Origin of the sequence: Salipaludibacillus neizhouensis, assembly GCF_002886185.1 — a bacterium.
Lineage (GTDB): Bacteria > Bacillota > Bacilli > Bacillales > Salisediminibacteriaceae > Salipaludibacillus > Salipaludibacillus neizhouensis.
The window spans coordinates 493,178-517,586 of record NZ_KZ614147.1 but is presented as its reverse complement, the minus strand read 5'-3'; the positions used below and the strand labels follow the sequence as shown (position 1 = coordinate 517,586).

Here is a 24,409-nt window from a genome sequence, read left to right as displayed (position 1 = left end):
TGTTAAGGATTTATAATTAGCTTGCTTAGCATAGCAACTTTTTTGGATTGACTAAATTACTCTCTATACCGATATAGCCTCACCACCTTTAATGCATATTCTGTACCATTATTTTAGGCGTCTCTGCTGTAATTTTCTAATCACCGAATTCCCACCTTCTAATAGAGCGCTTTCAATTTGTAAAGTGTTTACCGAATTCGCTACCGTATAACTACTACTAGAGTAGACTTTTGCAGTTTATTGATAACTTCCACAAAAATTCACCTACTTTTTTATTACTCCAAGTTTGCGTGCCGATTAGTCATTTTTTCATTTATTGATTCTTTATCATCCGTTTGTGTAATGAAGATCACGATGGCATCAAGAAGAAGATGAACCGATTGATCGAATTGATTCCCCAGCGGTTGAATCGTTTCTGGTTCTTCAGGTCTTCTATGTTTAGTAGCAGCAGGAATGATTAGTACACCATCGCTTATTACAGCAATCTTAGACTCCCGATTCGTCGTCACTAAGAAAATTCTTGCCCCCGCTTTCTTAGCAGTCGTTCCTAGTTGTAAACTTGAGTTTGTAGATCCTGAACCAGAGATTATGATTAATAAATCATCTTTTTCAATACTCGGAGTGATTGTTTCACCTGTTACATAAACATGGAATCCTCCATGCATGAGACGCATTGCAATTGCCTTCCCCATAAGTCCTGAGCGTCCTTCTCCACTTATAAAGATTCGCTTCGCGTTTATAATTTCATCACCTAATAATTTTGATTCCTTTTCATCTACCTTAGCTAAAACTGTTGATATTTCTTTAGCAACCGTCTCCACAACTTTTTTCATTTTAATTGATCATTCCTTTCAATTTCAAACTCACATCTTTTGGATTGTCCGCACTAGTAATAGCACTTCCAACGATGACAATATTAGGGTTATGTTTTACTATATCCGGTAATGAATGCTCGTTTATTCCACCTGCAACAGCTACTTCAAAATTCGAAGCTTCGTTGACTAAATCAAATAAATTAGTCGACATCTCTTTTTCTTGTTGCATGTCTTTTCCAAAATGAAGACTAACTAAATCTACACCTAGGTTTTCAAGTTCTACTATTCGTTTTTTGTCCGTAACACCAAGTAAATCGATCATAATTCTTTTGTTATACTGTTGGGCGACGTTCAGCGTATCTTTTATCGTTTGATCTGCGGAAAATGCCATTACTGTCACAATGTCTGCTCCTGCTTCAAACGCTTGTTTTGCTTCATGTTTACCTGCATCACATGTTTTCATATCAGCTACAATCGTATGACTTGGGTAGGAAACTTTTATTTCACGAACGATTGCCATTCCGAATTCCTTAATGACCCCGGTTCCAACTTCAATCCAATCAACACTCGCTTTTGTTTCTTCTAATAATTCAAAACACTCATCTCTTTCTAATCGATCAAGAGCTACTTGAAGTTTCATTACTTCACCTTACCTTTCAATAGAATCCTTTTCACCTAACTGAACCAAAACATCTTCTAAATAAGGTAAACCCTCGTTGTCTCCTGAAACGCTGACAACCATGGATCCAATCGTATTGGCAAATTCTAATGTCTTTCTTAGTGACCATTGATGCAGTACACCATATATAAATCCTGCATCAAATCCATCTCCTGCCCCAACAGTATCTACGACTTTTTTTGGTTTCACTGAAGGTGCTTCTATAAATTCACCATCAAAGTAACCAATCGACCCTTTGTCACCTTGTTTTATGGCAATATATCGGATTCCTAATGCTTTACTTTTCTCAATAATTTCTTTAGGTTCACTAACGCCTAGTAATATTTCAGCCTCATCAACTCCAGTCAACAAAATATCAACATCCGGTAAAAATTCAGCAATCGCCTTTTTTGCATCAGCCTTGCTCCATAATTTCAAACGAATATTTGGATCAAAAGAAATCAATAATCCTTGTTTTTTTGCGATTGCGATAGCTCTTTTTATAACACCAATATTTTTATCACTATCTATTGCCGGAAAAACACCTGTGATATGAAGTACTTTGGAATCTTTAAAATAAGTTTCCTCCAGAGCATCTTCAGTCAAAGTAGTAGTCGGAGATTGGTTTCGATAATAGAATGTTCTACCACTTCCGTCCTCCATAATCTCTTTGAAATTTAACGAAGTCGGATACCCAACTTCAAGTCCTACTTCAGAGACATCGATTCCTTCCCCTCGAACAAAATTCAAGATATATTTTCCGAATTCGTCATTTCCTAATCGACTTATCCACCCCGTATTTAAACCTAGACGTGCACATCCGATGGCAAAGTTTAATTCCGCTCCACCAACTTTTCTATCAAAGGACTGAACATATTTCATTGGTCCTTTCATACTAGGATTGAATGTGATCATTGCATCACCTATAGTAATCACATCTTTCATAGCTATTCCTCCTCTTTGCTTCTCCTTGTGCTAGTTCGTTAGCAAGATTCTCGCTTAATCAGTTGTGGCTCAAAGCTATATATATGATGATGAACATCTTCTTCTTTCTTTTGGATTTTATTAAGGAGCAACTCCGCAGCCTTTTTCCCCATTTCAAATGCTGGCTGAGCAACGGTAGTTAATCCCGGATTATAAAAACTGGCAAACGATACATCATCTATCCCAATCAACGCTAAATCTTTAGGAATGCTTATCTTTTTCTTTTTAGTAAACTTTAGTATCTCCATTAAGGCTAAATCATTACCTGCTAAGATTGCCTGCGGCGGATTTTTTAATGAGAGCATATTTGTCATTGCGTCTTCAAATTGATGCAACTCCAAGCTTTTAATGTAGTTTTCATTAATAGGTATATTTTGTTCTTGTAAAGCTTGTCTATACCCACCGACCCGTTTAATTCTTGTAGTTAAATTTTCAAGAATCGATGTCGTCATAATGCCAATCCTTTGATACCCACGATCTACAAAATAATCAACAGCTAGCTTGGAAGCCTTCTCATTATCCAATACAACGGATGGAACTTGAACTTCTGACATATAACGGTCCATAAATACTAGTGGAAAGTCATTTTCTTTTAAGCTAAGAAAAAGTTCCACATTCCCTCCTGTTGGGAAAATAATGATACCATCTACTTGTTTCGCCTGAAGCATCTCAATGTATTTTTTTTCTTTTTCGGGATCATCATCCGCATTACAAACAATTGTATGAAAATCATAGTCATGGCAAATGTCTTCAATTGCTCTTATCACTTGAGTAGAAAAGGTATGCAATATGTTTGCCACAATCACCCCAATGGTTGTCGTTGATTTTTGCTTTAAGCTTCGTGCCACAATGTTTGGTCGATATCCTAGCAGTTTAATCGCTTCTTCTATACGAGTCTTTGTCCCTTCACCCATATACTCATATCTTTTATTTAAGTACTGAGAAACAGTACTCTTAGAAACATTCGAGTGTTTTGCAACATCTGCAATTGTAATAGTCCTCATAAGCATCTACTCCATTATCAGTTAAAAACTAAGGTAGTTTGGATATAATATATCTCTTTTAAACATCTAAACTATTTGATAAATCGATTTAGTAAAACGATTTAGTTAGAGTATAAAATAGATGAAAGCGTTTTACAACCCTTTTTTGATTTTATAATAGGTCGATACGGTTCTGGTTCTGTGATTGTACTGGTTCTCTCCAATTTATAAATCTTAAAATTAAAAAAATATAATTAATTGATGACAGATAAATGTAACTTTTTTATACATTTCTAACCCTATTTATTATAATTTTTACGAATACATAATTAAATGAGATATAATTAAGAAATAATGTCTAAATTGATTATTTTCTCATAATTTTAACTGGAATTATAAGCGATATAAATATAATTCTGATTGGTGGTGGAGAAACAGATGAACGAGAAGGTAGATCGTTCGATATTATTCGAACAAGTTTTTCAATTTTCATCCATGGGGATTGCTCTCATATCTAACGAAGGGTATTTCCTTTTAACTAATCCTATGTTAACCGAAATGCTCGGTTACAGTGAAACTGAATTAAAAGAGAAAACATTTATAGACTTAACCTACGTGGAGGATCTTCACAATAGTATCGATAGATTTCGTCAACTCGTAAACGATGAAGTGAGTTATTACCAAGTGGAAAAAAGATATATTCATAAAAACAGTATGTTAATTAATTGCCTGCTTAATGTATCTGCAGTTAGAGACGATGCAGGCAAACCGTTATATTTTATTTCTCAATTCCAGGACATCTCCGATCAAAAATTATATGAGCACCAGTTAAAAGAAAGCGAGGAGCAATTAACCGAAATACTCGAGACCATGCCAAATGGCGTTCTTATGTTTGATTTACAAGGAAATATCTCTTATGCAAATAAGATGGCAGAGGAAATTTTGGAGATTAATAGGGCAGAAATTGTATCCAGAAAAATGGATACACCCGAATGGAAACTCCGTACAGTTGAAGGCAAGGCCATTCCGAGAGAAGAACTTCCTTTCTCGATAGTCATGAAAACGAAGGAGCCAGTGAAGGACTTCGTCCATGCAATCGAATCAGGGTCGGGTACTCGAAAAGTATTATCGATAAATAATTCCCCTCTTTTTGACCATACAGGAACGATGACAGCTGTTTTATGCTCTCTTGTGAATATAACAGAAAAAAAACAAACAGAATATGAACTTATTGAAGCAAACAAACTTCTTAAAAAGCTGTCAGAACATGACGGATTAACTGGCGTCGCAAACCGCCGATATTTCGATGAACAGTTAAAAAACTACTGGGTGGAATACTCAAATCGCAACATTCCTGTATCGCTTATTATGCTCGACCTAGATTATTTCAAACTTTACAATGATGAATACGGCCACCAAGCTGGGGACGATTGCTTGAAGACAATTACAAAAATTATCGGAAAAGAATTAGTCGGGCTTGATGCCGTCTTTGCTCGTTATGGTGGAGAGGAATTTTCAGTCATTTTACCTGGTTATTCACATGATATGGCTAGTGACCTGACGAAGAAAATTCATGGAAAGATGCAGCAGTTAAAAATTGTCCACGCAAAATCACCTGTCTGTAGCCATGTAACATTGAGTTTTGGCTTTTCCACGATTAATCCGGATTCATCCAACAGTCCCAGTGATCTCATAAAACAGGCTGATTTAGCTATGTACTCTGCCAAACAAAATGGTAGGAACACGATAGCCTATCATGACATAATAACAGTAGAAGGTAAATTCAGTACACTGAACTGACTACGTGTGTCAATTCCTAAGAAGATGTCTCGAAAGGTCAAAAAAGACCTTTTAAGGCATCCTTTTTTTATGTCAAATACTCACAAATCTGAAACTTCTCCAACAACATATAGTATTTAAAAAAAAAGAGTTTTAGACACATATTTAGGGTATAGGTCTTTATTATCGATTAATTATACCTAAATTAAATATGATTATACCTTGAGTTATATATTTTGTAACTGGTGGAGGAGAGCTGTATGATCACGAAGATAGATCGTTCGATATTATTTGAGCAAGTTTTTCAATTTTCCTCGATGGGAATTGCTCTCGTATCTACTAATGGGAAATTCCTTTTAACTAATCCAATGTAAGTCCGAGATACTAGGTTATAGTGAGACCGAATTAAAGGGTAAATCTCTCAGGGACTTGACTTATCCAGAGGATCTTCAAGCTAGTTTGAGTGCTTTTCACCAACTTCTTAGCAATGAAATTAGTTATTACCAAGTGGAGAAACGGTATATTCACAGGGAAGGTCAATTGGTATGGTGCTTACTTAACGTTTCTGCAGTTAAAGATGACGAAGGTAATCCTATGTATGCCATTTCCCAGTTTCAGGATATTACGGAACGCAAGTTATACGAGCATCAGTTAAAAGAAAATGAGCAGAAATTAAAAGATATCCTAGAGACCTTTCCTAATGGTGTGCTTACTTTCGATTTGAAAGGCTCTCTTCAGTATGCAAATAATATGGCAGAGGAAATATTAGATACTAAACAGAAAGACATTATTTCTAGGCAATATGATGCACATGAATGGGTGATTACAACAATTGAAGGAAATCCGATTGCACGAGAGAATCTTCCTGTATCCATTGTCATGAAGACCGAGCGGTATGTGAAAGATTATGTTCATACTGTTGTTTCAGGTTCAAACCAAAGAAAAGTTTTGTCTGTTAATGGTACACCGCTTTATGATCATACTGGAAAGTTAATCGCTGCGTTACTTTCCATCGTCGATATTACTGTGAAAAAGCAAACAGAGTCTGAGCTTATCCAGGCAAATAAACTTCTTAAAAGACTGGCGGAACAGGATGGGCTAACTGGTGTGTCAAATCGTCGGCACTTTGATAATGAGCTTCAAAACTATTGGGAAAGCTCCTTAAACAACAATACTCCTTTATCTTTAATCATGCTCGATATAGATTATTTCAAGCTTTACAACGACGAATACGGTCACCAAGCTGGAGATGACTGCTTAAAGTCGATTACAAAAGTAATTGATCAAAAATTAACGGATACGGATACGGTTTTTGCTCGTTATGGTGGGGAGGAATTTGCTATTATATTGCCTGATTACTCTGCTGAGGAAGCCTTAAACCTGGCACAGAAGCTACATCAAAGCATACAGAAATTAAGCATTCCTCATACTTCTTCTCCTTTATGTGATGAAGTAACGGTTAGTTTCGGAATATCCACCATTTTACCGAACCAGGAAAACAAATCCAGCGAATTAATTGAGAATGCAGATAAAGCTTTATATGCAGCAAAAGAAGATGGGCGTAACAGTGTAAAAACTTATATGGAAGTAAATGATAACAATACATGTACTCCTTAACTACAAAGGTTACTAGTACCAATAGATTCCTCATAAGCTAATTTTTTGATTTTATCTATTGTCTTTTTTACACTAGACAATACTAAGTAAGAGAATGCCCTACAAGTAGTAATTTGTTAAATGAAAGATTTAAAACATTATTAAGTGGATCGATTTTTCTAAAACAATAAGATTATATTTTTAAAAAAGGAGTATCAAACATATGAAAGCAATTGTTATCAATGAATATGGTGGTAAGGAACTGTTACATGAACAAGAGGTTTCAAAACCGGAAATTACCGAGGATCAAGTATTAGTGGAAGTCCACGCAACTTCTATAAATCCAATTGATTGGAAGTTAAGAGAAGGTTATTTGAAAGAAATGCTCGACTTTCCCTTCCCTATTATTTTGGGATGGGATGTAGCTGGTAAGATTGTGGAAGTTGGAACGAACGTGAAAAATTTCGGGGTTGGTGACGAAGTTTTTGCTAGACCAGCTACTACTCACAACGGAACGTATGCAGAATATACGACTGTCGATGAAAGCAGATTAGCGAAAAAACCAGAAAATCTTTCTTTTGAAGAAGCTGCCTCGATACCTCTTGCTGGGCTAACCGCATGGCAATGTCTCTTAGATGAAACAGGCGTAAAAGAGGACTCAAAAGTGCTTATCCACGCTGGCGCCGGTGGTGTTGGGAGTTTAGCCATACAAATTGCTAAACATTTCGGCGCATATGTCGCTACAACTGCCAGTGAGAAAAATGAATCCTACGTAAAGGAACTTGGCGCAGATCAAGTCATTAATTATCGCACACAAAAATTTGAAGAAGAAATAGAAAACTTTGATATTGTCGTTGATACGATGGGCGGAGAGATTCTTGAGAGAAGCTTTACTGTGCTAAAACCCGGTGGAAAACTCGTCACAATCGCAGGTTCTCCGGATCAAAAACTTGCTGAAAAATACGAGGTTGAAGCGAATTCCTATTGGCTTACAGAGAATGGCAAACAGTTAGCTCAACTTGGAGACCTTTTAGAAAAAGGAATCGTAAAACCGCAAGTTGGTCATGTTTTCGACTTTACTGCTGAACAACTTCAAGAAGCTCACGGACTCAGTGAAACACATCATGCCAAAGGAAAAATTGTAATTAAAATGAAGTAAGATTAGGTCGAATACGCTTCATTTATTATGATAAAATGCCAGCCACTTATTCTCTCTAACAAGTGCCTGGTTCTTTTCTTAAACTTTTTCTCCAACTTTTAGCTAACTATCACTGGACGTGGTTATAACGTCATCATTTAGTGAATATATCGGATAGAGATATAAATAGAAAGGATGGTTTAAAGCGTGCAATCATTACAAGGGAAACGAGCACTTATAACAGGAGGAAGCAGAGGGATTGGGCGAGCTACCGCAATTGCCCTTGCAAAAGAAGGTGTTGAACTCGGACTTATTGCTCGCTCAGAACAAAGTTTTGAAGTTATCCACGAAGAACTAACTGAGATGGGAGCAACGTTTGTTACGGCTGTTGCAGATGTTTCACATGAAACAGAAGTTCAGTGTGCTGTAAAAGAAATCCAAGAGAACCTTGGCTCTATCGATATTTTGATCAACAATGCTGGAGTTGGAGTTTATGGTAAATTTCAAGATTTATCCACCGAGGAGTGGAAAAAAGTACTGGATACAAATGTCATGGGGATTGTACTTGTAACAAAAGCTGTATTGCCTAACATGATTGAGCAAAATCAGGGAGATATAATTAACATTTCCTCGATGTCTGGACTTAAAGGTACAGAAGGTTCCAGTGCTTATAGTGCATCGAAATTTGCTGTAATTGGTATGAGTGAATCTCTGATGCAAGAAGTCCGTCGCAACAATATCCGGGTCAGCGTTCTGACGCCTAGTCTTGTAGAAACCGATTTAACTAGAGGTAAGGATTCCAACGAACGAAACCCGGATAAATACACGCAAGCAGAAGACCTTGCAGAATATATGGTTAGTCAGCTCAAACTTGAACAGCGGACATTCATTAAGACCGCTGCACAGTGGGGTACGAACCCGTTTTAAAAGATTTTTATTTTTGAAAGGCGGAAGAAATCCCAAATATCTTGTTTTAAATTTCAGCGTAAATCTCTGTAGCTTAATTAATCGATTTCACGCAACATTTCGACCGACCTTGTTAAGAAACGCCTTCCGATTCGGTTGTCGTGAAAGTTCATCCTCTTATAAAGAGAAGGTTGGTAAGCTATAGTCAATACAATACACAACTCATCAATGAGGGGTAATTCCTGCGCGGAATTACCCCTCTAATTTCAATGTATACATAATCCTTTATAACTTGGAGTCTTAAGTTTAGTTGAGTAAAAAACAATACAAGAAAAAGGAGGTCTCTACAACCTTATCGAATTCGACAAGATAATAGGGACCCCTTGTATTTTACTTCGCAACACTAAATGTTGCCTGCTTTAATCGTCCATCCAATATAAGATTTCCAAACGGGATAAAGGCTACAACAACTGCACTAAATAGCCATTTAAAAGACCAGCGGATTCTGTATGTGGTGTAAAGTGTTAAAAGAATATATCCAACAAAAAGGAAACCATGAATGGATCCAACGACTGTTACCATTTCAGGAATTCCTAAAACGTATTTGACCGGCATTGCTATAAAAAGCAAAATCAATAATGATGCTCCCTCAAAAAATCCCATTACTCTAAAACGACCAAGATCTGTTTTTAACATGATAACCCTCCACGTATACAAACTATCATTTACAAAACTAATTATATAGTAATACTCACGATAACTCCACTCTATCAAGGTAAAAAAAGAAGGAAGTTTTTATCATCTAAATTACCTGTTTTGCGTCACTTTTTCAGTCTCGGATACATCTTAGCATGTATTATTTTGATCTTTTATTTAAGACAGTATTCTCTCCCCCTTGTTGTAAATCTCCAGTTTCACTCGCTTGATAGAGACAATAGAATTTTCCCGCTTCTCTCTCAAATAAATATCCTACCTATTTAATCTGACGGTCTCATCATTCTTATGCTTCTATTCTATAAGTATGAACTCATTTTTGTTATCGGTATGACCGACTCCCTGTTTAGTAGAAAGCAGCGTTTTTTCCACTAACTAAATTAAATAAAAAAACAATTAATACATTCTTAATTACCATTATGTCATGTATACAAAGCTCTATTAGAGCATTTTAATTTCAATTTTTTATAATAAATATCCTACTTTAAAATACCGTTTTCATTGTTGATCCAGCAATACTTAAACCAATTAGCACTGGAAAGGACGAGAATATTTTCGCGTTAGATATTGTAACAACTATCCGATTTCCTAACAGAGCATGTGCCATAATAAAAAACAATTACTAGTAAAACGATTGAATATCAAAAATTCAATAACTTTTCACATCAAGAAAAATCAGAATTTACAAATAATTATTGGAGTACAAAAAATCTATGATACCTATAGGAGGGGCTTTAATTGAAAACGGCAGATATTTTTAAATTTAAAAGTCAACGTATGAAAGTTTTACACTTAACTTGGATTGCTTTCTTCATCTCTTTTTTCACTTGGTTCAATATGGCTCCACTCGCTACAACGATGTTGGATACAATGGATTGGATGACCACGGAACATTTAGCTGCACTTGGAATACTAAACGTAGCCTTAACGATTCCTGCAAGAATAGTCGTAGGGATGTTTCTCGATCGATTCGGACCACGAGTAGTCTACTCAGCACTTTTAATTTTAATGTCCATACCTACTTTTATGTTTGCGTTCGGTGACACTTGGACTCAATTGATGATTTCAAGATTATTATTAAGTAGTATCGGTGCCAGTTTCGTTATTGGGATTCGGATGGTTTCTGAGTGGTTTCCACCTAAAGATGTTGGTTTTGCGGAAGGTATTTATGGTGGTTGGGGTAATTTCGGTTCAGCTGCTGCCGCCATGTTACTTCCATGGTTCGCTTTAACCATGCTGGGAGGAGATAACGGTTGGAGATATGCAGTTGCTTTAACAGGCGTTATTTGTATTATCTACGGAATTATTTACTTTATTTGTGTGAGAGATACTCCGGAAGGAAAAGCTTTCATCAAGCCTAAAAAATCAGGGGCGATGGAAGTTAGTACATGGAAAGACATGATCCAGCTCATCTTATGGACCCTTCCATTAGGCGGTGCTTTAGCAGTACTTGCCTGGAGAATTGAGGGTATGGGCTTTATTTCTTCTAATGTCCTTTATATCACCTATACCGTTATTGGAATAACGATGATTTATCAAGTGTTAAAGATATTACAAGTGAATGTTCCAATTCTAAAAAAAGGAGTACCGAAAGACGATCACTATAATTTTAAAAATGTTGCTGCCTTGAATAGCACATACTTTGCAAACTTCGGTGCCGAATTAGCAATTATATCAATGCTTCCAATGTTTTTTCAGTTAACGTTCACACTCACTCCTGCCACAGCTGGAATGATTGCTGCCTCGTTTGCTTTTATAAACTTGGTAGCTAGACCACTTGGAGGAGTTTTATCCGATCGCTTAGGAAACCGTAAGCGAGTCATGCTTACCTATTTAATAGGTATCAGTATTGGGCTAGTTGTGATGGGGTTCATTGAATCGGGTTGGCCTTTAATCCTAGCTATTGTAGTTACTATTCTCACCTCTGTTTTTGTTCAAGGAGCTGAAGGAGCAACATTTGCAATTATTCCAATGATCAAGAAACGATTGACAGGGCAAGTTGCCGGTATGGCTGGTGCGTATGGTAATGTTGGTGCAACCTTGTATTTAACACTTTATACGTTTGTCACACCACAACAGTTTTTCTTTGTTCTAGCAGGAGGGGCCTTCGCAAGTTTCGTTATATGTTACTTCTGGCTTGAAGAACCTGATAACTCGTTTGCAGGTGACTATTACCAGTCTTCTGTAGACAAACAGAATGCCATTGATACAGATAGTCTAGCGAAGGAAGCATTAGAATTAAAGAAAACCGCTTCAGGCGGACGATAAGTGTGTCAAGGGGACGGTTCTCTGCTTCATGATGAAGCAGAGAACCGTCCCCCATTTTACTTTCAACCTGCTATTGTAGAATTTTTTCGGAAAATGATCTTACTCAGAGTTATGCTAACCTCATACAAAATAAATAGAGGAATGATAACTAATACATCTGAAATTAAATCAGGTGGTGTAATTAGTACAGCAATGATTACAAGTAACAAATAAGCAAACTTTCTACCTTTTATTAATTTTTCCGGAGTCACTACCCCCAGTTTTGTTAGAAACATAGCTACTGCAGGTATTTCAAACAGAAATCCAAATGGCAATGTGAGATGAAGCATGAATCGAAAGTACTTTTCTGCAGTGAAAAATGTTTCAAACTGGTCTCCTGCGAGAGATAAAACAAAGGATAGGACTAGCGGAAATAGAACAAAGTATCCAAAGGATACCCCACAGAGAAATAAGATACACAAACCAGGGATAAATAATAGCGAAGATTTCTGTTCATCCTTTGTGAGAGCGGGTTTTATAAACTTCCAAAGTTGATAGGCTGCAACAGGTATAGTTAAAGCAACCGCAACTACAGCTGCCAGTATCATATATATTGAAAGAACGTCACCTGGTCCTAGTAGAGCTAAATTCCCATCTAAGTCCTTAACTAAAAAACGGTAAATATCTTTCACATAAAAAAAAGCTCCCATAAAGAAACTCACGAAAATAATTGCTGTGATGATTATTCGTTTCCGTAATTCTGATAGATGATCAATGAGTTGCATTCCGTCTTTTTCCAATTACAAACTTCCTTTCAAAGAAAAGGCGAAAGATGTAGGCGGTTTAACCGACCGACCCACATCTTTCCTTTATTTAATTTCCTGTTTTTCTTCATTTACTTGCTCGCCTGTTTTATCTTCCGAGTTTGAATTTGTTGATTGCTCACCATTCACTAACTCATTTGTTGCTTTTTTAAATTCCTTTAAAGTCGTTCCGAATGCACGGCCAATTTCCGGTAGCTTTGAAGGCCCGAAAATAATTAAAGCAAGAACCAAGATTAGAATAATACCTGGTATTCCAATATTTTGAAACATGCTGGAATCCTCCTTTGTGCTAGAAAACTATCGTATTTTATAACTAAATAATATCTAATTAAACGGAAACCCCATGACGATTTAATGCAGCCGCCGCTAATAAAGACATTCCATTTCTTTCTGCATATTCCTCAACCTTGTGAGAAGTTTCCGGAGCAAAACCTGCTGGAGGAGAAGCATGACTCATCGCTACTTGCTTTGCCGAGTTTCTTCGAGCAAATGGTCCCCAAATGGCTATGGTTATCCCTGGGCTTTGAATATTTACAAACAGTGTATTTCCTTTTGGAGAGAATACTGGTCCTGTGAGCTCAGAACTATTAAAGACGTTTTGCGCGAATGGGTACACATTACCTTCTGGAGTTAGACCAATGATACGATCACCCCTAGGATTTCCATCTTCTGCAATCCATAAGTCTCCCCATGGCGTAATAGTAATATTGTCTGGAGCATGTAACTCGTTAGAAGCTGACGATTCAAAGAAAAGTTCTAATGTATTTGTAGCTGGAAAATAACGATATATTCTACCAAATTTACCTGAAGCCGTAGTGGTCTCTGCAGCTGTATCATCAAACCAAAAAGCGCCACCTTCAAACCAGGATCCTTCTAGACGTGTAAACTGAATACAGGCTAAATCCTTGGCATCTTCTTTTGCACGTTCAGGTTTAACTTCCTTCCAAACAACCCCGATTTGTTGACCAGGTGTAAAGTTTTTTGCTGATTTATTTGGAATTTCATCAATGGCTGCCGCTTCTAAAGTGCCACCTTTTTGTAAAGAACCTAGCTTTTGACTTCGATCATAAGGGGTGAACCTATATAAGTAACTTGGACTGTTATCTTCTGTTAAATACCAAATTCCAGTAGAAGGATCAATGCTACACGCCTCGTGAGAGAAATATCCCATATCACGAATCGGTGTTTTGGACATCTCATTTTCAGGATCATCAGGGTCTACTTCAAATACGAATCCATGTCCCATATCTCGAGTTTCTTCACATGTTAACCAAGTTCCCCAAGTAGAAGCTCCTCCTGCACAGTTACGAATATTCCCTGAGTTAGTGACATACTCTGAAACTACTTCTCGGTTAGGTCCCACTACTAAAGCCGTTGTTCCGCCAGCTGCACCTTTACTCCAAGGGTTTTTTCCATTTACAGGGTAATCATGGTTCGTACCACACTCGTGATTTCGAACTAGAACCGTCGAGTTTTTTGAGCCTTGAAATGCAGCCATTCCATCAGGTAATCCTGGGACGAGATCCCCATTTGACATCTGGTCGCCTGTTTCTGAAATAATCTTGTACTGGAAGCCTTTTGGCAAATCAAAAATACCTTTAGGATCTTTTACTAATGGCCCATACCCTCCAAATCCACTCGTTGGATTATTTTTAGAAGCTGCAAAGGTGGTCTCTTGTCCTGCAAGAGAAAATAAACCGGTAGATCCCAATGTAACTGCGAGCGTACTCATGCCCCCAATTTTGATGAAATCTCTTCTGTTCAAATTCTTTTTCTCCATTATCTCTGCCTCCTTTTTTTAGTTGGCTGCACTTCTAGAGTGTCGCTCTACTAGTAATCTACCAAAAAAATATTAATTTCTAATGCTAGTAATATCTTTATCGTGTAAACATGATGCAACTAGTTAAGAAGGAGGGATTTCAATTAAATAAAAGGGGGAAAATCCGTTACTATTTTATGTATACGTACATCAATTCATTTCTGATGTTGCAATTCGTTATTCTATTATCCAAAGGTTCGTGACTTTCCACCCACATAATGGACAAAATTGAGATGCACATTTTATGTTTTATGAAAAATTTATTAATACTTTATGAATTTTATGAAATAAAAAGGATTTTTTTGTTGATTTAATTAAAGTCACCAAATCACCTTTAAACCATTTGTTAGCATATGTTTAAAATACAAGTCGACAAAAAACAAGCCTCTTGTGCTAAAAAGAGACTTGTTTTTTATTCTATATTCCTAAAAATATAATATAGTACACCCATTCAATGACTATCGCTGGAACGGGTATCCGCTTCCAAGCTCACCATGAAAAGAAGCAGAGAACCGTCCCCTATTTCATCACAAACAGAATGCTCCTAATTTTAGATAGACTTAGAGGCATTCTTGGAATATTTAGTAACCGTATGCTAAACTTCAGAAAAACAAGGAGGAGGGCTTCCATGTATATTGTTCATGTAGCAGTTCAAGTAAAGGAAAATAAGATCGATACATTTGTCGACGTAGTCGAAGATAATCGAAAAAACAGTTTGAAAGAGGAAGGTGTTCTGCAATTCGATGTCTTTCAAGATACAAAGCAAAAAAATCACTTCTTTACTTATCGAAGTATATCAAACACAAGAGGATCAACTAAAACACCGTGAAACTTCCCACTTTGCCCGCTTCAAAGAAGCTGTACCAGATTTACTCGAAAAACCTTATTCAATCACTATTTACGATCAAGTTTTCAACTAAATATCCATAAAAAAATGCATAGCCGTCTTTTATTAAATACAGCGTCAGCTTCCACCGCCGCCGAATAGCACCTACGAAGTGTGTGCAGGTGCTACTCGATAGGAGGTGGGTTTTCCTTGATACGTGCGGTGTGAAGGTAGCTGCCGATTTTATAAATTCTGGTGTATCTTCTAAAAAAGAACTCTTCCATTTGATTAGAGTGGAAGAGTTCTCTATATTACAAGGTTACTTTCGTTAAACCTTGTTGTTTTTATAGAAATGTTCGAGAAGGAAAAGGCTGCAACTTTTCCACAGAAATCGTACTCTTGCAGCAGATTCGAGTATCCCTTAGCAAGTGTCAATCGTTTTTACCACCAGGTTCGGTTTTAATATTTAATCTTCCAATGTCTCTACCATTAATTTTAGATCAATTATCGATTCTTCAAATTTATGAACTAAGTCTTTCTCTGCAAAATGGGATCGATCGACTGTTTCCAGCAAAGCTAGCGCCGCTTTTATTTTTAAATCATCTTTCCATGTTGGTATTTCCGTCTCTCCCTCTATCTTTACTTTTAACGTTACCATTAATGTTTCTGGATTCACTTCCGTCAATTCCGATTTTGTATATCTCCCCATCTAATCCCCCCTATATATTAGGTACGGTGTCATTATTAAATATCGCTTCCTTAATACTTATTTGCCTGTCCGTGATTTAAGTACAAAGATTAATAAAAAAGATGGAGAAAAATTAATATTAAAGAGCCTCTCCTATTTCGATTACGACAGGGGAGAGGCTCTTCAACATAAATAATGATATCCAACATCTATCAAGTATTGGTACTATTCCTCTTCTTCTCTAAAAGTTTCTGAAATTCCAACTCTAATTCTTCAGAGGGGTCGATACTTAATCGACTAAGGACTTCTGATATCTTCGTTTCTAATAGAAGCTGTTTGTCTTCTTCCACATTTCTGTTTTCTTGTGGTTCATACTGGCTATATTGATCAAATGTTCCTTCAAAGAGTTCTATTTCTTTATTTTTAATCGCTAAAATTCGTGTTGCGACACTTTCGATGAAGCGCCTGTCATGGGAGACAAAAATCACGCTTCCCTCATACTCTTTTAAAAGTGATTCCAAGGCTTCTACAGCCTCCGTATCCAAAAAGTTTGTTGGTTCATCTAATAAGAGTGTATTAATATCACTCAAAAATAACTTCGCTAATGCGACCTTCACTCGCTCCCCACCACTTAATACTTCTATTGGTTTATACACGTCTTCTCTAAAAAAGGAAAGTCTGGCAAGCACCGTTCGAATGAATGTTTCATTTTGTTTGGATGTACAACTGACATTCTCCAGGATCGTTTTATCGCTCGCCAATATCGTTAAGTTCTGACTAAAATAACCGGTTTTCATCGAGGGTGAAACAGTAATACCTTCCTCTTCTTCCACTATTTTTTTAATCAATGTGGTTTTTCCGCTTCCATTTGCTCCTATAATGGCTAGTTTATCTCCACCACGAACATGAAAGGTTGCTGTTCTCCATAAAACACGCTGGCCTATTATGCCAGGTACATCGTTCACGCGAAGGATAATACGACCTTTAAACGTTTCTTCATTCGGTAAATTCATCTTGATTGAGGGAACCTCTTTGATCTTTTCAACTTTCTGCAATTTTGCTAATCTGGTTTCCATTGCTTTCGCAGTTTGTTGAAGCTTTTTTTGTTTCTTAGCAAAATATGGCTTAGCTCCAGTGATTTTCGCTTCTGATTTACTTACTTTATTCGTGGTTTTTGTGGCTCTATCAGCCTTTTTCTCTTTTAATCTCATTGCTTCTTCCAGCTGCTTTTTCTCTCTTATATACTTTTCATACGCAACTTTCTCTTCATGAAGTTCCACTTCTTTTTGTTTGGCATATGCAGAATAATTTCCTTTATATATTCTCACACTTCCCTCATGAATCTCCCATATCGTTGTGCAAAGTGCATCCAGGAATGCTCGATCATGAGAGACTATTACGAATGCTCCTTGCCATGTCATCAATTTCTTTTCCAACCATTCTATGTGATCCGTATCCAGATTTGTCGTTGGTTCGTCAGCAAATAAGATCTCTGGATCCTTTGCTAGAGCTTCAACAATGTGATCTTGTGTCACTTCACCACCGCTTTTGGTTGTATCCGTTCTTGACAACTGCGGTAAAAGTTCACAGGTTACAACTGTGGTAACTTTCCCTTTTTCAGGAATTTCCTTTCCTCCCAAGACATTCAATAACGAGGTTTTCCCACTTCCATTTTTGCCAACTAAGCCGATACAGTCTTTTTTATGAATTTCTAACCGATCAACATCTATGAGTAAACGATCTTTAACATATAACTTTAACGCATTCGCTTCTAATAACATCATATAATCATCCCCATTTACCGTTATGTTCCGAGGACAGAAAAATGCCCCCTAGTCACATCAGAATAGGAGGCAGAGATAGATACAGGTGTACACCAAAAAGAGACTTCTCCTTTTGAAGACAACTATAGAACTCTAATCCTATTCTGAAAACTCAACGAAAGCATCTCAAAAAAGCAGTCATATCTCCTGCTAAAAAATGCCTTCCTTTGTTCGTTTTCGTAAAATAGGATTAGTACTTCATCTAGTTGGTTCACCCTTCCGTGTATATTGATTTAATGTCACAATATCTGATTGAGTAATCTTTGTCAAATGGATCTCATTTCTTCTTATTTATAAATTCTCTTTAAAAGGATGTTCAGACATCTATCCTGAACATCCCTCCTGTTTAAATATCCTTCTTCCAGTTGTCTGCTTCTTCTTCCTTCATTTGTTGTTCTGTTTCAGGAGGATAGACTGTGCGGAATTTATGGGTATCTTTTGGAATTACTTCGACCATTTTAGCGATCATGTCCGCCGGATCAAACTGGTTTTCCATTCCTTTATCCTTTGCTCTCATCTCAACTGTGGGAGAGTAGTGGATATCCTCATTGAACCACTTCCACTTGGCTTCCACAGCTCGATCATTAAATCCTGTCTCAAATGGACCTGGGTTAATCGTTGCCACCTGAACGCCAAAATACGTCATCTCTTTTTGCAATGTTTTCGCAATTGCTTCAAGGGCATGTTTTGAGGCCGCGTAAAGACCACTGTATGGTCCCGCCATACTGCCTGCCATGGATGACATAAAAATAATTTTCCCTTGCCTTTTTTCAACAAACTTCTTCGCTGCCATTTGAGCCGTTTCCAGTGTACTAAAGACATTCACCTCAAATATCTCCCTAAAGATAGACATGGGAACTTCACCTAAAGGACCTCCTTCGTTGATCGCTGCATTTGCGACAAAAATATCAAAATCATATTCTAATATACGTCCACGATCCTCAGGATTTTTTATATCCATTTTGAACACTTCCAATTCCACACCTTCAGCCTCCGCTGCTTCCCGTAAAGACGTGACCTGCGGATAAATCTCAACAGAAGCAATAACGTGATGTCCTTCCTTCGCAAGCCCTATTGCAGTACCTTTACCAAGACCGGTGCCAGCTCCGGTAATAAAAATTGTTTTAGCCATTTCACACGCCTCCTAGATATTAAAATTAGATAAAATTAATATTCCCTGGAGTAAAGCAGCTAAACATTAGGTTTGACGGAATTTAGAAACGCATTCTAAAAAAAAACTGATTACTAACGCTCAGTAATCAGCCTTTTCTTCAGGTTTTAAATTCATTGATTTGATCCTGTAACTCTATTGCAATGGAGCTAAGCTCTTCGGCCGTTCTAGCTATTTCAGTCATGGATGCCAACGATTCCTCTGATGTCGCAGCTACAGTACTTGTACTGTCTGTCATCGTTTGAGCGAATGTCGAGAAATCTTCTGTGACTTTCTTCAATTCACTACCCTTTTCATCCAAAAATTCAACAATATTCGTGACATTTAAAATTTGTCCATCTACCTCTGAATTAATGTCTTCCACTTGTGAAAATAAACTCTTCATATGAAGCATCGAGGTTAATCCGTCTTCCACATCCTCTGTTACTTTTTTCATCGAATGTACAGATACACTAGTATCATTTTGAATATCCCCGATCATGCCTTTGATTTGTTCAGCAGAGTTGCCTGATTGCTCAGCTAGTTTCCTCACTTCATCCGCTACGATTGCGAATCCTCTGCCGTTTTCTCCAGCCCTTGCCGCCTCTATCGAAGCATTCAGCGCTAATAAATTTGTTTGTTCGCTTATTCCTGTCATCGTGCTGATAATTTGGCTAATTTCCTTGGAACGTTCCTCTAATCGGCTAATAACATTCATCGATTCATTGACAGAATTGGAAATCCCAGACATCTTTCCGGAAGTTCTTTCCATCGAAGAGGATCCTTCCTTGGAAACCTTTACAGATTCCTCGGATTTTTCTCTTAGTAGATGCGTAGCCGTCATCACATCCTTTAACCCTTTATCCTGTTCATTCACCATCACTAAACTTTGATCTGCTCTTTCCTTCACTTGTTCTGCTACTTCTGCTAAAGATTGAATCTCCTGTGCCGTGTGTTCACTAGTCGCATTATTTTCTTGAGCACTCGCTGTCAACTCTTCAGAAGACGCTGCTACTTGAGAAGACTTTTCATGAATACTTCCAATCATCTCACCTAACCTTTCCTTCATTTGGTTAATGGAAGCTGATAAATGAGAGATTTCTGTTTTTCCTTTTTCTGATAAGTTTTCGCCTGTTAATTGCCCAGATGCTACTTTTTCAGCAGCAAAACGGACCTCATTGATTTGTTTACTCATCTTATGCAAGAAATAGTATAATGTCGCAGATGCAATGATCACAGTTGCCAAGCCAATTGCGAAAGCCATCCAGCCTATATGAGCTGCTCCTTCATAAAACTCATCACTGTAAGCTGCTAAACCATACATCCAGCCCCACTCGTCATAATATGATACGTAGGCATTTTTTTCTCTGGCTTCCTCTTCGCCTGCATTTATCCACATATAAGTATAATAGCGATCTTCCGGATTCGGTTCCTTAGACGTTTCAATTAATCCACGAATCATATAGTTACCATCATCATCTTGCGTATCAAAAAGATTTTTACCTTCATTACCACTAGGATGAATCACCGTCATACCATCATCCATAAATCCGTAAAAATATCCCTGGTCTCCATATGTATATGGCACATCTTGAAAATCTCTTACCGGTGCGCCTTCTTCTGTAGTCTCCACAATTGGACCAGCCAAACGAACTCTTGCCTCTTCTTGCGCTTCTTCTAATGTTAACTCGCCTGCTTCAACGCGGTCATTAAGTACATCCAACAGCTCTCCCGCAGATTCAACTCTAACCTTTAAATCATTTTGTCCTGCTTCAGTCAGTTCCGATTTAGCGCTTTCATAACTTGCATAGCCTAAAATTACAACAGATAAAACAATAAACAGTGCTGCAATTGCGAAAATACGAGTAGCTATCCTATCCGTCCACTTCAATTTGTTTCCCACTTTAATCCCCCCAAAATAAAACCGTAAGATTACTAAATACCTATTACAATTATCACTATAATATCATGATTGTGAAACTTTTGACACAGAATATTGAGAATATTTGTCGCAATTTGCTAATACGGTTAATAATCCCGTAAAATTACCAAAAAAATGTCTGTTATTTGTCTCAACGACAAATAACAGACACTAGAATTAGACACATACTTCTAGGTTATTTTTTTCTATCCCCAGCAATCCCATAAAATAAAAGCTTTGTTATATCCTCCGTATAGGGTAATATTTTATCGTATACATCTTCTCGCTGCATGTATTCTTTGATCATATAAATATAAAACATAATGGCCTCGTTTGAAATTTCGGGATCAACAAATCCTTTTTTTCTTCCTTCATTAAATAATTCAACCATCTTCGGAATTGCTTTTTTCTCGTAAAACTCTTCAATATAACTACTTCCATTTGAGTATTCCTTCATGAAGTATAAATAAAAGTCTTCATGAATATTGCTTGCCGCCTCTTTTTTATTAAAGATAAGCAGTTTTATTTTCTCAGGAAATGATACATCACTACTCAGTAGCTCTTCTGCTTCTAACCATGCTTGATCAACATAATATATAATCGTTTCTTCCATTAATTTATCTTTACTTTCAAAGTAATTATAAATCGTCACTTGTGATACATTAGCTTTATTGGCTATCTCCGCAACAGAAACTTTTTGTACCCCATGAGCTTTAAATAAATCGAGAGCAGCTTTTAATATTTTTGTTTTTTTGAGTGCTTTGCGTCGCTGAAATCCGTCCATTGGTCTTTCACCTCCATTTAAGCTTATTAAAAAATATGAAATAAAACAAATGATTTACTTCAAAACAATTGCAAAACCTATCTACTTTGTATATTATGAACTCGTAAGGTTGAGATATTTCATATTTTCTGCCTGAAAGAGGAGGAATAGAGATGAACGTATTAGAAATCAATAACCTAACTAAAAGGTTCGGGAAATTTACGGCATTAGATGGTGTTAATTTAGAAGTAAATAAGGGAGAAGTGTTTGGATTTATCGGTCCTAATGGCGCCGGGAAATCAACAACGATTCGTGTCTTGCTTGGTATTCTAAAGCCTACAAATGGTGATGTGAAAATATTTGGGAAAGACACCTGGGAGGATGCAGTTGATATTCACAAACATATTGCTTATGTGCCTGGAGATTTGAACTTATGGCCCAATTTAACAGGTGGAGAAGTCATTGACTTGTTTGTAAAACTGCGGGGTACAAGTCATAAAAATAGACGGGAAGAGTTAATAAATAAATTTGATTTCGATCCAACAAAGAAATGTCGCACATACTCTAAAGGAAATAGACAAAAAGTTGCTTTAATTGCCGCATTCTCCTCTGATGCGGATCTATATATATTAGATGAACCAACCTCAGGACTTGATCCACTAATGGAAAATGTTTTTCAGGAATGTATCATGGATCTGAAAAAACAAGGAAAAAGTGTGCTGCTTTCGAGCCACATTCTATCAGAAGTGGAGAAATTATGTGATCGAGTTGGAATCATACGTAAAGGCAAGATAATCGAGACTGGTTCATTAAAGGAACTTCGGCACTTAACGCGTACTCAAATACTAGTGGAAACAAAACAGCCAGTTCCGAAGTTACATGACTTGAAAGGGATTCATGAAATCATTAAACAAGATCAGGAACTGTCTTTCCAAGTAGACACAGAAGAATTGGATCAGGTTATCCGACACATCAGTCAATATGGTATTATCAAGCTGGAGAGTGCCCCTCCTGCATTAGAAGACTTATTCATGCGTCATTATGATGGAACGGATAAAGCTAGAGATACAGGGGCAGGAGGTAAACATTAATGGTTATGGAAGCACTGTCGAATACCGGACAACTATCACGGTTTATTTTTCGATTGGATCGTGTTCGCATATCTTTATGGTTAATTGGTCTCTTATTTTTCACATTACTCGTTCCTACCGCATTCATTGATTTATATGGATCGCAACAAGAAAGAGACGCGATGGCCGAAACAATGGCTAATCCTGCAATGACGGCAATGGTAGGTCCAGGAGATTTAGCGAACTACACGGTTGGAGCAATGACTGCTCATCAAATGCTGCTGATGACCGCCGCAGTTGTTGGGTTAATGAGCATCATACTCGTCACTCGCCATACTAGAGCAGATGAAGAAGATGGACGAATTGAAATGATACGTTCCTTACCGACTGGAAGACTAGCTTATCTGAACGCAAATATTATTATTTCATTAGGTACAAATCTGGTTTTAGCACTTATTTCAGGTATCGGTTTGTTCGTAATCGGCATAGAAAGTATGAATTTACAAGGATCTTTGCTTTACGGGGCAACTTTAGGAGGAACGGGCTTGTTCTTTGCAGGTGTCACAGCCGTTTTTGCCCAGCTTTCTGAAACTTCCCGGGGAACACTAGGGTTATCTGTCGCTGTATTAATTATCAGCTACCTCATTCGTGCAGTTGGTGATGTAAGCAATGCAGCACTGTCCTGGCTGTCTCCGTTAGGTTGGGTTACAAAAACCGAAGTATACACTGCAAATAATTGGGGCCCCGTTTTAATACTGGTTAGTGTTTCGATCATTTTATTGCTCATTGCTCTTTATTTAAACGCCATTCGTGATTTGGAAAGTGGATTTCTTCCATCTAAACCAGGTAGAAGATTTGCTTCGCGCCTTTTACAAAGTCCTCTGGGTCTTGCCTTTAGACTTCAACGCACTGGAGTGATCGCTTGGGCTATCGGTATGTATGTGCTCGGTGTTTCTTATGGGTCAGTATTAGGAGATCTGGAAACTTTCTTTGAAAGCAATGAACTAATGGAACAAATGCTTACACCAGCTGCAGGAGTTTCTTTAACAGAGCAGTTTATTCCGATGCTGATGCTTGTTATAACCCTGTTAGCAACGGTCCCTCCCATTATGACAATGAATAAATTACGCTTGGAGGAGAAAAAGGAACGTATTGATCATTTGTTAAGCAGAGCAGTATCGCGTGCAGAGCTGTTAGGTGGATACGTAATATTATCGATTATAAATGGCTTTGTCATGCTTTCCCTAGGAGCGATTGGTCTATGGTCCGCAGGTGCGGCAGTAATGGAGGATGGACTCGGTTTCGGGATGATCTATGCTGCAGCACTTGCTTATTTTCCGGCAATGCTTGTGATGATTAGTATTACGGTCTTCCTAATTGGTTATCTACCAAAACTGACTAACCTAATTTGGGCTTATGTCTTTTACTCCTTTATCGTGCTTTATTTGGGAGGTTTGTTCCAGTTTCCAGAATGGGTTGGTAACCTTTCCCCATTTGGCCATGTCCCGCAGTCTCCTATTGAAAAACTGACATTCATGCCTTTGTTCTTACTAAGTGCCCTTGCAGTTGTACTAATGCTTATAGGCTTTAACGGTTTTAATAAACGCGATATAGAAAACTAAACCTATTAAATGAGAAGAGGATGTCTCAAAAAAGTCAAAAGACTTTTTTGAGACATCCTCTTCATTTATTTATAGATACCCTG

At 37.4% G+C, this 24,409-nt stretch carries 21 protein-coding genes; 8 read left to right on the top strand and 13 right to left on the bottom strand.

The features are described 5' to 3' along the window. Nucleotides 1-275 precede the first annotated feature (275 nt). The 4 genes from hxlB to CEF18_RS19425 are packed head-to-tail and all read right to left on the bottom strand — an operon-like array spanning nt 276 to nt 3,461. Nucleotides 276-833 (bottom strand): 6-phospho-3-hexuloisomerase, encoded by a 558-nt coding sequence (hxlB, locus tag CEF18_RS19440; RefSeq protein WP_110938167.1) that lies wholly within the window; start codon nt 831-833, stop codon nt 276-278. 1 nt (nt 834) lies between these two features. Continuing rightward, entirely contained in the window at nt 835-1,455 is a 621-nt protein-coding gene (gene hxlA, locus CEF18_RS19435) for a 3-hexulose-6-phosphate synthase (protein ID WP_110938166.1), read from the bottom strand. 9 nt (nt 1,456-1,464) lie between these two features. Beyond that, on the bottom strand, nt 1,465-2,418 hold the full coding sequence (locus tag CEF18_RS19430; protein WP_110938165.1) for a sugar kinase: 954 nt from the start codon (nt 2,416-2,418) through the stop codon (nt 1,465-1,467). Nucleotides 2,419-2,456: 38 nt separating this feature from the next. After that, on the bottom strand, nt 2,457-3,461 hold the full coding sequence (locus tag CEF18_RS19425) for a substrate-binding domain-containing protein (RefSeq protein ID WP_110938164.1): 1,005 nt from the start codon (nt 3,459-3,461) through the stop codon (nt 2,457-2,459). A 417-nt stretch (nt 3,462-3,878) separates the two neighbouring features. On the opposite strand from CEF18_RS19425, the gene CEF18_RS19420 reads away from it, so the two are divergent. The 4 genes from CEF18_RS19420 to CEF18_RS19405 all read left to right on the top strand — a co-directional run bounded on the left by CEF18_RS19420 (nt 3,879) and on the right by CEF18_RS19405 (nt 8,880). Next, nucleotides 3,879-5,240, top strand: coding sequence for a GGDEF domain-containing protein (locus CEF18_RS19420; RefSeq protein WP_110938163.1), 1,362 nt, complete (start codon nt 3,879-3,881; stop codon nt 5,238-5,240). Between the two features lie 342 nt (nt 5,241-5,582). Beyond that, the gene (locus tag CEF18_RS19415) at nt 5,583-6,836 is read left to right on the top strand and encodes a GGDEF domain-containing protein (RefSeq protein ID WP_223292442.1); all 1,254 of its coding nucleotides are present in this window, start codon (nt 5,583-5,585) and stop codon (nt 6,834-6,836) included. Nucleotides 6,837-7,038: 202 nt separating this feature from the next. Beyond that, nucleotides 7,039-7,974, top strand: a complete 936-nt coding sequence (locus CEF18_RS19410) for an NADP-dependent oxidoreductase (protein WP_110938161.1) — start codon at nt 7,039-7,041, stop codon at nt 7,972-7,974. A 186-nt stretch (nt 7,975-8,160) separates the two neighbouring features. Further along, the gene (locus CEF18_RS19405; RefSeq protein ID WP_110938160.1) at nt 8,161-8,880 is read left to right on the top strand and encodes a 3-ketoacyl-ACP reductase; all 720 of its coding nucleotides are present in this window, start codon (nt 8,161-8,163) and stop codon (nt 8,878-8,880) included. A gap of 369 nt (nt 8,881-9,249) precedes the next feature. Here CEF18_RS19405 and CEF18_RS19400 read toward each other — a convergent pair whose 3' ends face one another. Further along, on the bottom strand, nt 9,250-9,555 hold the full coding sequence (locus CEF18_RS19400; RefSeq protein ID WP_110938159.1) for a DUF3817 domain-containing protein: 306 nt from the start codon (nt 9,553-9,555) through the stop codon (nt 9,250-9,252). 756 nt (nt 9,556-10,311) lie between these two features. Between CEF18_RS19400 and CEF18_RS19395 the strand changes: the two genes are divergently transcribed. Beyond that, the gene (locus CEF18_RS19395; protein ID WP_110938158.1) at nt 10,312-11,841 is read left to right on the top strand and encodes a NarK family nitrate/nitrite MFS transporter; all 1,530 of its coding nucleotides are present in this window, start codon (nt 10,312-10,314) and stop codon (nt 11,839-11,841) included. Between the two features lie 62 nt (nt 11,842-11,903). Here the strand turns inward: CEF18_RS19395 and tatC are convergent, their stop codons facing one another. The 3 genes from tatC to CEF18_RS19380 form a co-directional block, all read right to left on the bottom strand. Continuing rightward, nucleotides 11,904-12,620 carry a twin-arginine translocase subunit TatC gene (gene tatC, locus CEF18_RS19390; RefSeq protein WP_407690427.1) on the bottom strand — a complete coding sequence of 239 codons (717 nt, stop codon included), beginning with the start codon at nt 12,618-12,620 and terminating at the stop codon, nt 11,904-11,906. Nucleotides 12,621-12,689: 69 nt separating this feature from the next. Beyond that, the gene (gene tatA, locus CEF18_RS19385; protein ID WP_110938157.1) at nt 12,690-12,914 is read right to left on the bottom strand and encodes a twin-arginine translocase TatA/TatE family subunit; all 225 of its coding nucleotides are present in this window, start codon (nt 12,912-12,914) and stop codon (nt 12,690-12,692) included. A gap of 58 nt (nt 12,915-12,972) precedes the next feature. Next, nucleotides 12,973-14,424 carry an alkaline phosphatase PhoX gene (locus CEF18_RS19380; RefSeq protein WP_110938156.1) on the bottom strand — a complete coding sequence of 484 codons (1,452 nt, stop codon included), beginning with the start codon at nt 14,422-14,424 and terminating at the stop codon, nt 12,973-12,975. 667 nt (nt 14,425-15,091) lie between these two features. Here CEF18_RS19380 and CEF18_RS26100 point away from each other — a divergent pair. Further along, nucleotides 15,092-15,292: an antibiotic biosynthesis monooxygenase gene (locus CEF18_RS26100; RefSeq protein WP_183041158.1), complete on the top strand. Its 201-nt coding sequence runs from the start codon at nt 15,092-15,094 to the stop codon at nt 15,290-15,292. 463 nt (nt 15,293-15,755) lie between these two features. Here the strand turns inward: CEF18_RS26100 and CEF18_RS19370 are convergent, their stop codons facing one another. The 5 genes from CEF18_RS19370 to CEF18_RS19350 form a co-directional block, all read right to left on the bottom strand. Further along, complete coding sequence (locus tag CEF18_RS19370) at nt 15,756-15,998, bottom strand: hypothetical protein (RefSeq protein WP_110938154.1); 243 nt, start codon at nt 15,996-15,998, stop codon at nt 15,756-15,758. 191 nt (nt 15,999-16,189) lie between these two features. Next, nucleotides 16,190-17,761: a Vga family ABC-F type ribosomal protection protein gene (locus CEF18_RS19365; RefSeq protein WP_110938153.1), complete on the bottom strand. Its 1,572-nt coding sequence runs from the start codon at nt 17,759-17,761 to the stop codon at nt 16,190-16,192. Between the two features lie 385 nt (nt 17,762-18,146). Continuing rightward, on the bottom strand, nt 18,147-18,932 hold the full coding sequence (locus CEF18_RS19360; RefSeq protein ID WP_110938152.1) for an SDR family oxidoreductase: 786 nt from the start codon (nt 18,930-18,932) through the stop codon (nt 18,147-18,149). A 139-nt stretch (nt 18,933-19,071) separates the two neighbouring features. Then, on the bottom strand, nt 19,072-20,853 hold the full coding sequence (locus CEF18_RS19355) for a methyl-accepting chemotaxis protein (RefSeq protein WP_110938151.1): 1,782 nt from the start codon (nt 20,851-20,853) through the stop codon (nt 19,072-19,074). Between the two features lie 214 nt (nt 20,854-21,067). Beyond that, a complete protein-coding gene (locus CEF18_RS19350; protein WP_110938150.1) occupies nt 21,068-21,655 on the bottom strand; it encodes a TetR/AcrR family transcriptional regulator in 588 nt (195 codons plus the stop codon). A 152-nt stretch (nt 21,656-21,807) separates the two neighbouring features. Here CEF18_RS19350 and CEF18_RS19345 point away from each other — a divergent pair, with 152 nt between their 5' ends. Both CEF18_RS19345 and CEF18_RS19340 read left to right on the top strand, forming a co-directional pair. After that, nucleotides 21,808-22,725, top strand: coding sequence for an ABC transporter ATP-binding protein (locus CEF18_RS19345; RefSeq protein WP_110938149.1), 918 nt, complete (start codon nt 21,808-21,810; stop codon nt 22,723-22,725). Next, nucleotides 22,725-24,326, top strand: a complete 1,602-nt coding sequence (locus tag CEF18_RS19340; RefSeq protein WP_110938148.1) for an ABC transporter permease — start codon at nt 22,725-22,727, stop codon at nt 24,324-24,326. The genes CEF18_RS19345 and CEF18_RS19340 overlap by 1 nt, the downstream gene beginning before the upstream one ends. Nucleotides 24,327-24,409: the final 83 nt, after the last annotated feature.

Coding starts and splice junctions, on each gene's coding strand:
- hxlB (WP_110938167.1), bottom strand. CDS start 833: ATGAAAAAAGTTGTGGAGACGGTTGCTAAAGAAATATCAACAGTTTTA.
- hxlA (WP_110938166.1), bottom strand. CDS start 1,455: ATGAAACTTCAAGTAGCTCTTGATCGATTAGAAAGAGATGAGTGTTTT.
- CEF18_RS19430 (WP_110938165.1), bottom strand. CDS start 2,418: ATGAAAGATGTGATTACTATAGGTGATGCAATGATCACATTCAATCCT.
- CEF18_RS19425 (WP_110938164.1), bottom strand. CDS start 3,461: ATGAGGACTATTACAATTGCAGATGTTGCAAAACACTCGAATGTTTCT.
- CEF18_RS19420 (WP_110938163.1), top strand. CDS start 3,879: ATGAACGAGAAGGTAGATCGTTCGATATTATTCGAACAAGTTTTTCAA.
- CEF18_RS19410 (WP_110938161.1), top strand. CDS start 7,039: ATGAAAGCAATTGTTATCAATGAATATGGTGGTAAGGAACTGTTACAT.
- CEF18_RS19400 (WP_110938159.1), bottom strand. CDS start 9,555: ATGTTAAAAACAGATCTTGGTCGTTTTAGAGTAATGGGATTTTTTGAG.
- tatA (WP_110938157.1), bottom strand. CDS start 12,914: ATGTTTCAAAATATTGGAATACCAGGTATTATTCTAATCTTGGTTCTT.
- CEF18_RS19380 (WP_110938156.1), bottom strand. CDS start 14,424: ATGGAGAAAAAGAATTTGAACAGAAGAGATTTCATCAAAATTGGGGGC.
- CEF18_RS26100 (WP_183041158.1), top strand. CDS start 15,092: ATGTATATTGTTCATGTAGCAGTTCAAGTAAAGGAAAATAAGATCGAT.
- CEF18_RS19370 (WP_110938154.1), bottom strand. CDS start 15,998: ATGGGGAGATATACAAAATCGGAATTGACGGAAGTGAATCCAGAAACA.
- CEF18_RS19365 (WP_110938153.1), bottom strand. CDS start 17,761: ATGATGTTATTAGAAGCGAATGCGTTAAAGTTATATGTTAAAGATCGT.
- CEF18_RS19360 (WP_110938152.1), bottom strand. CDS start 18,932: ATGGCTAAAACAATTTTTATTACCGGAGCTGGCACCGGTCTTGGTAAA.
- CEF18_RS19350 (WP_110938150.1), bottom strand. CDS start 21,655: ATGGACGGATTTCAGCGACGCAAAGCACTCAAAAAAACAAAAATATTA.
- CEF18_RS19345 (WP_110938149.1), top strand. CDS start 21,808: ATGAACGTATTAGAAATCAATAACCTAACTAAAAGGTTCGGGAAATTT.
- CEF18_RS19340 (WP_110938148.1), top strand. CDS start 22,725: ATGGTTATGGAAGCACTGTCGAATACCGGACAACTATCACGGTTTATT.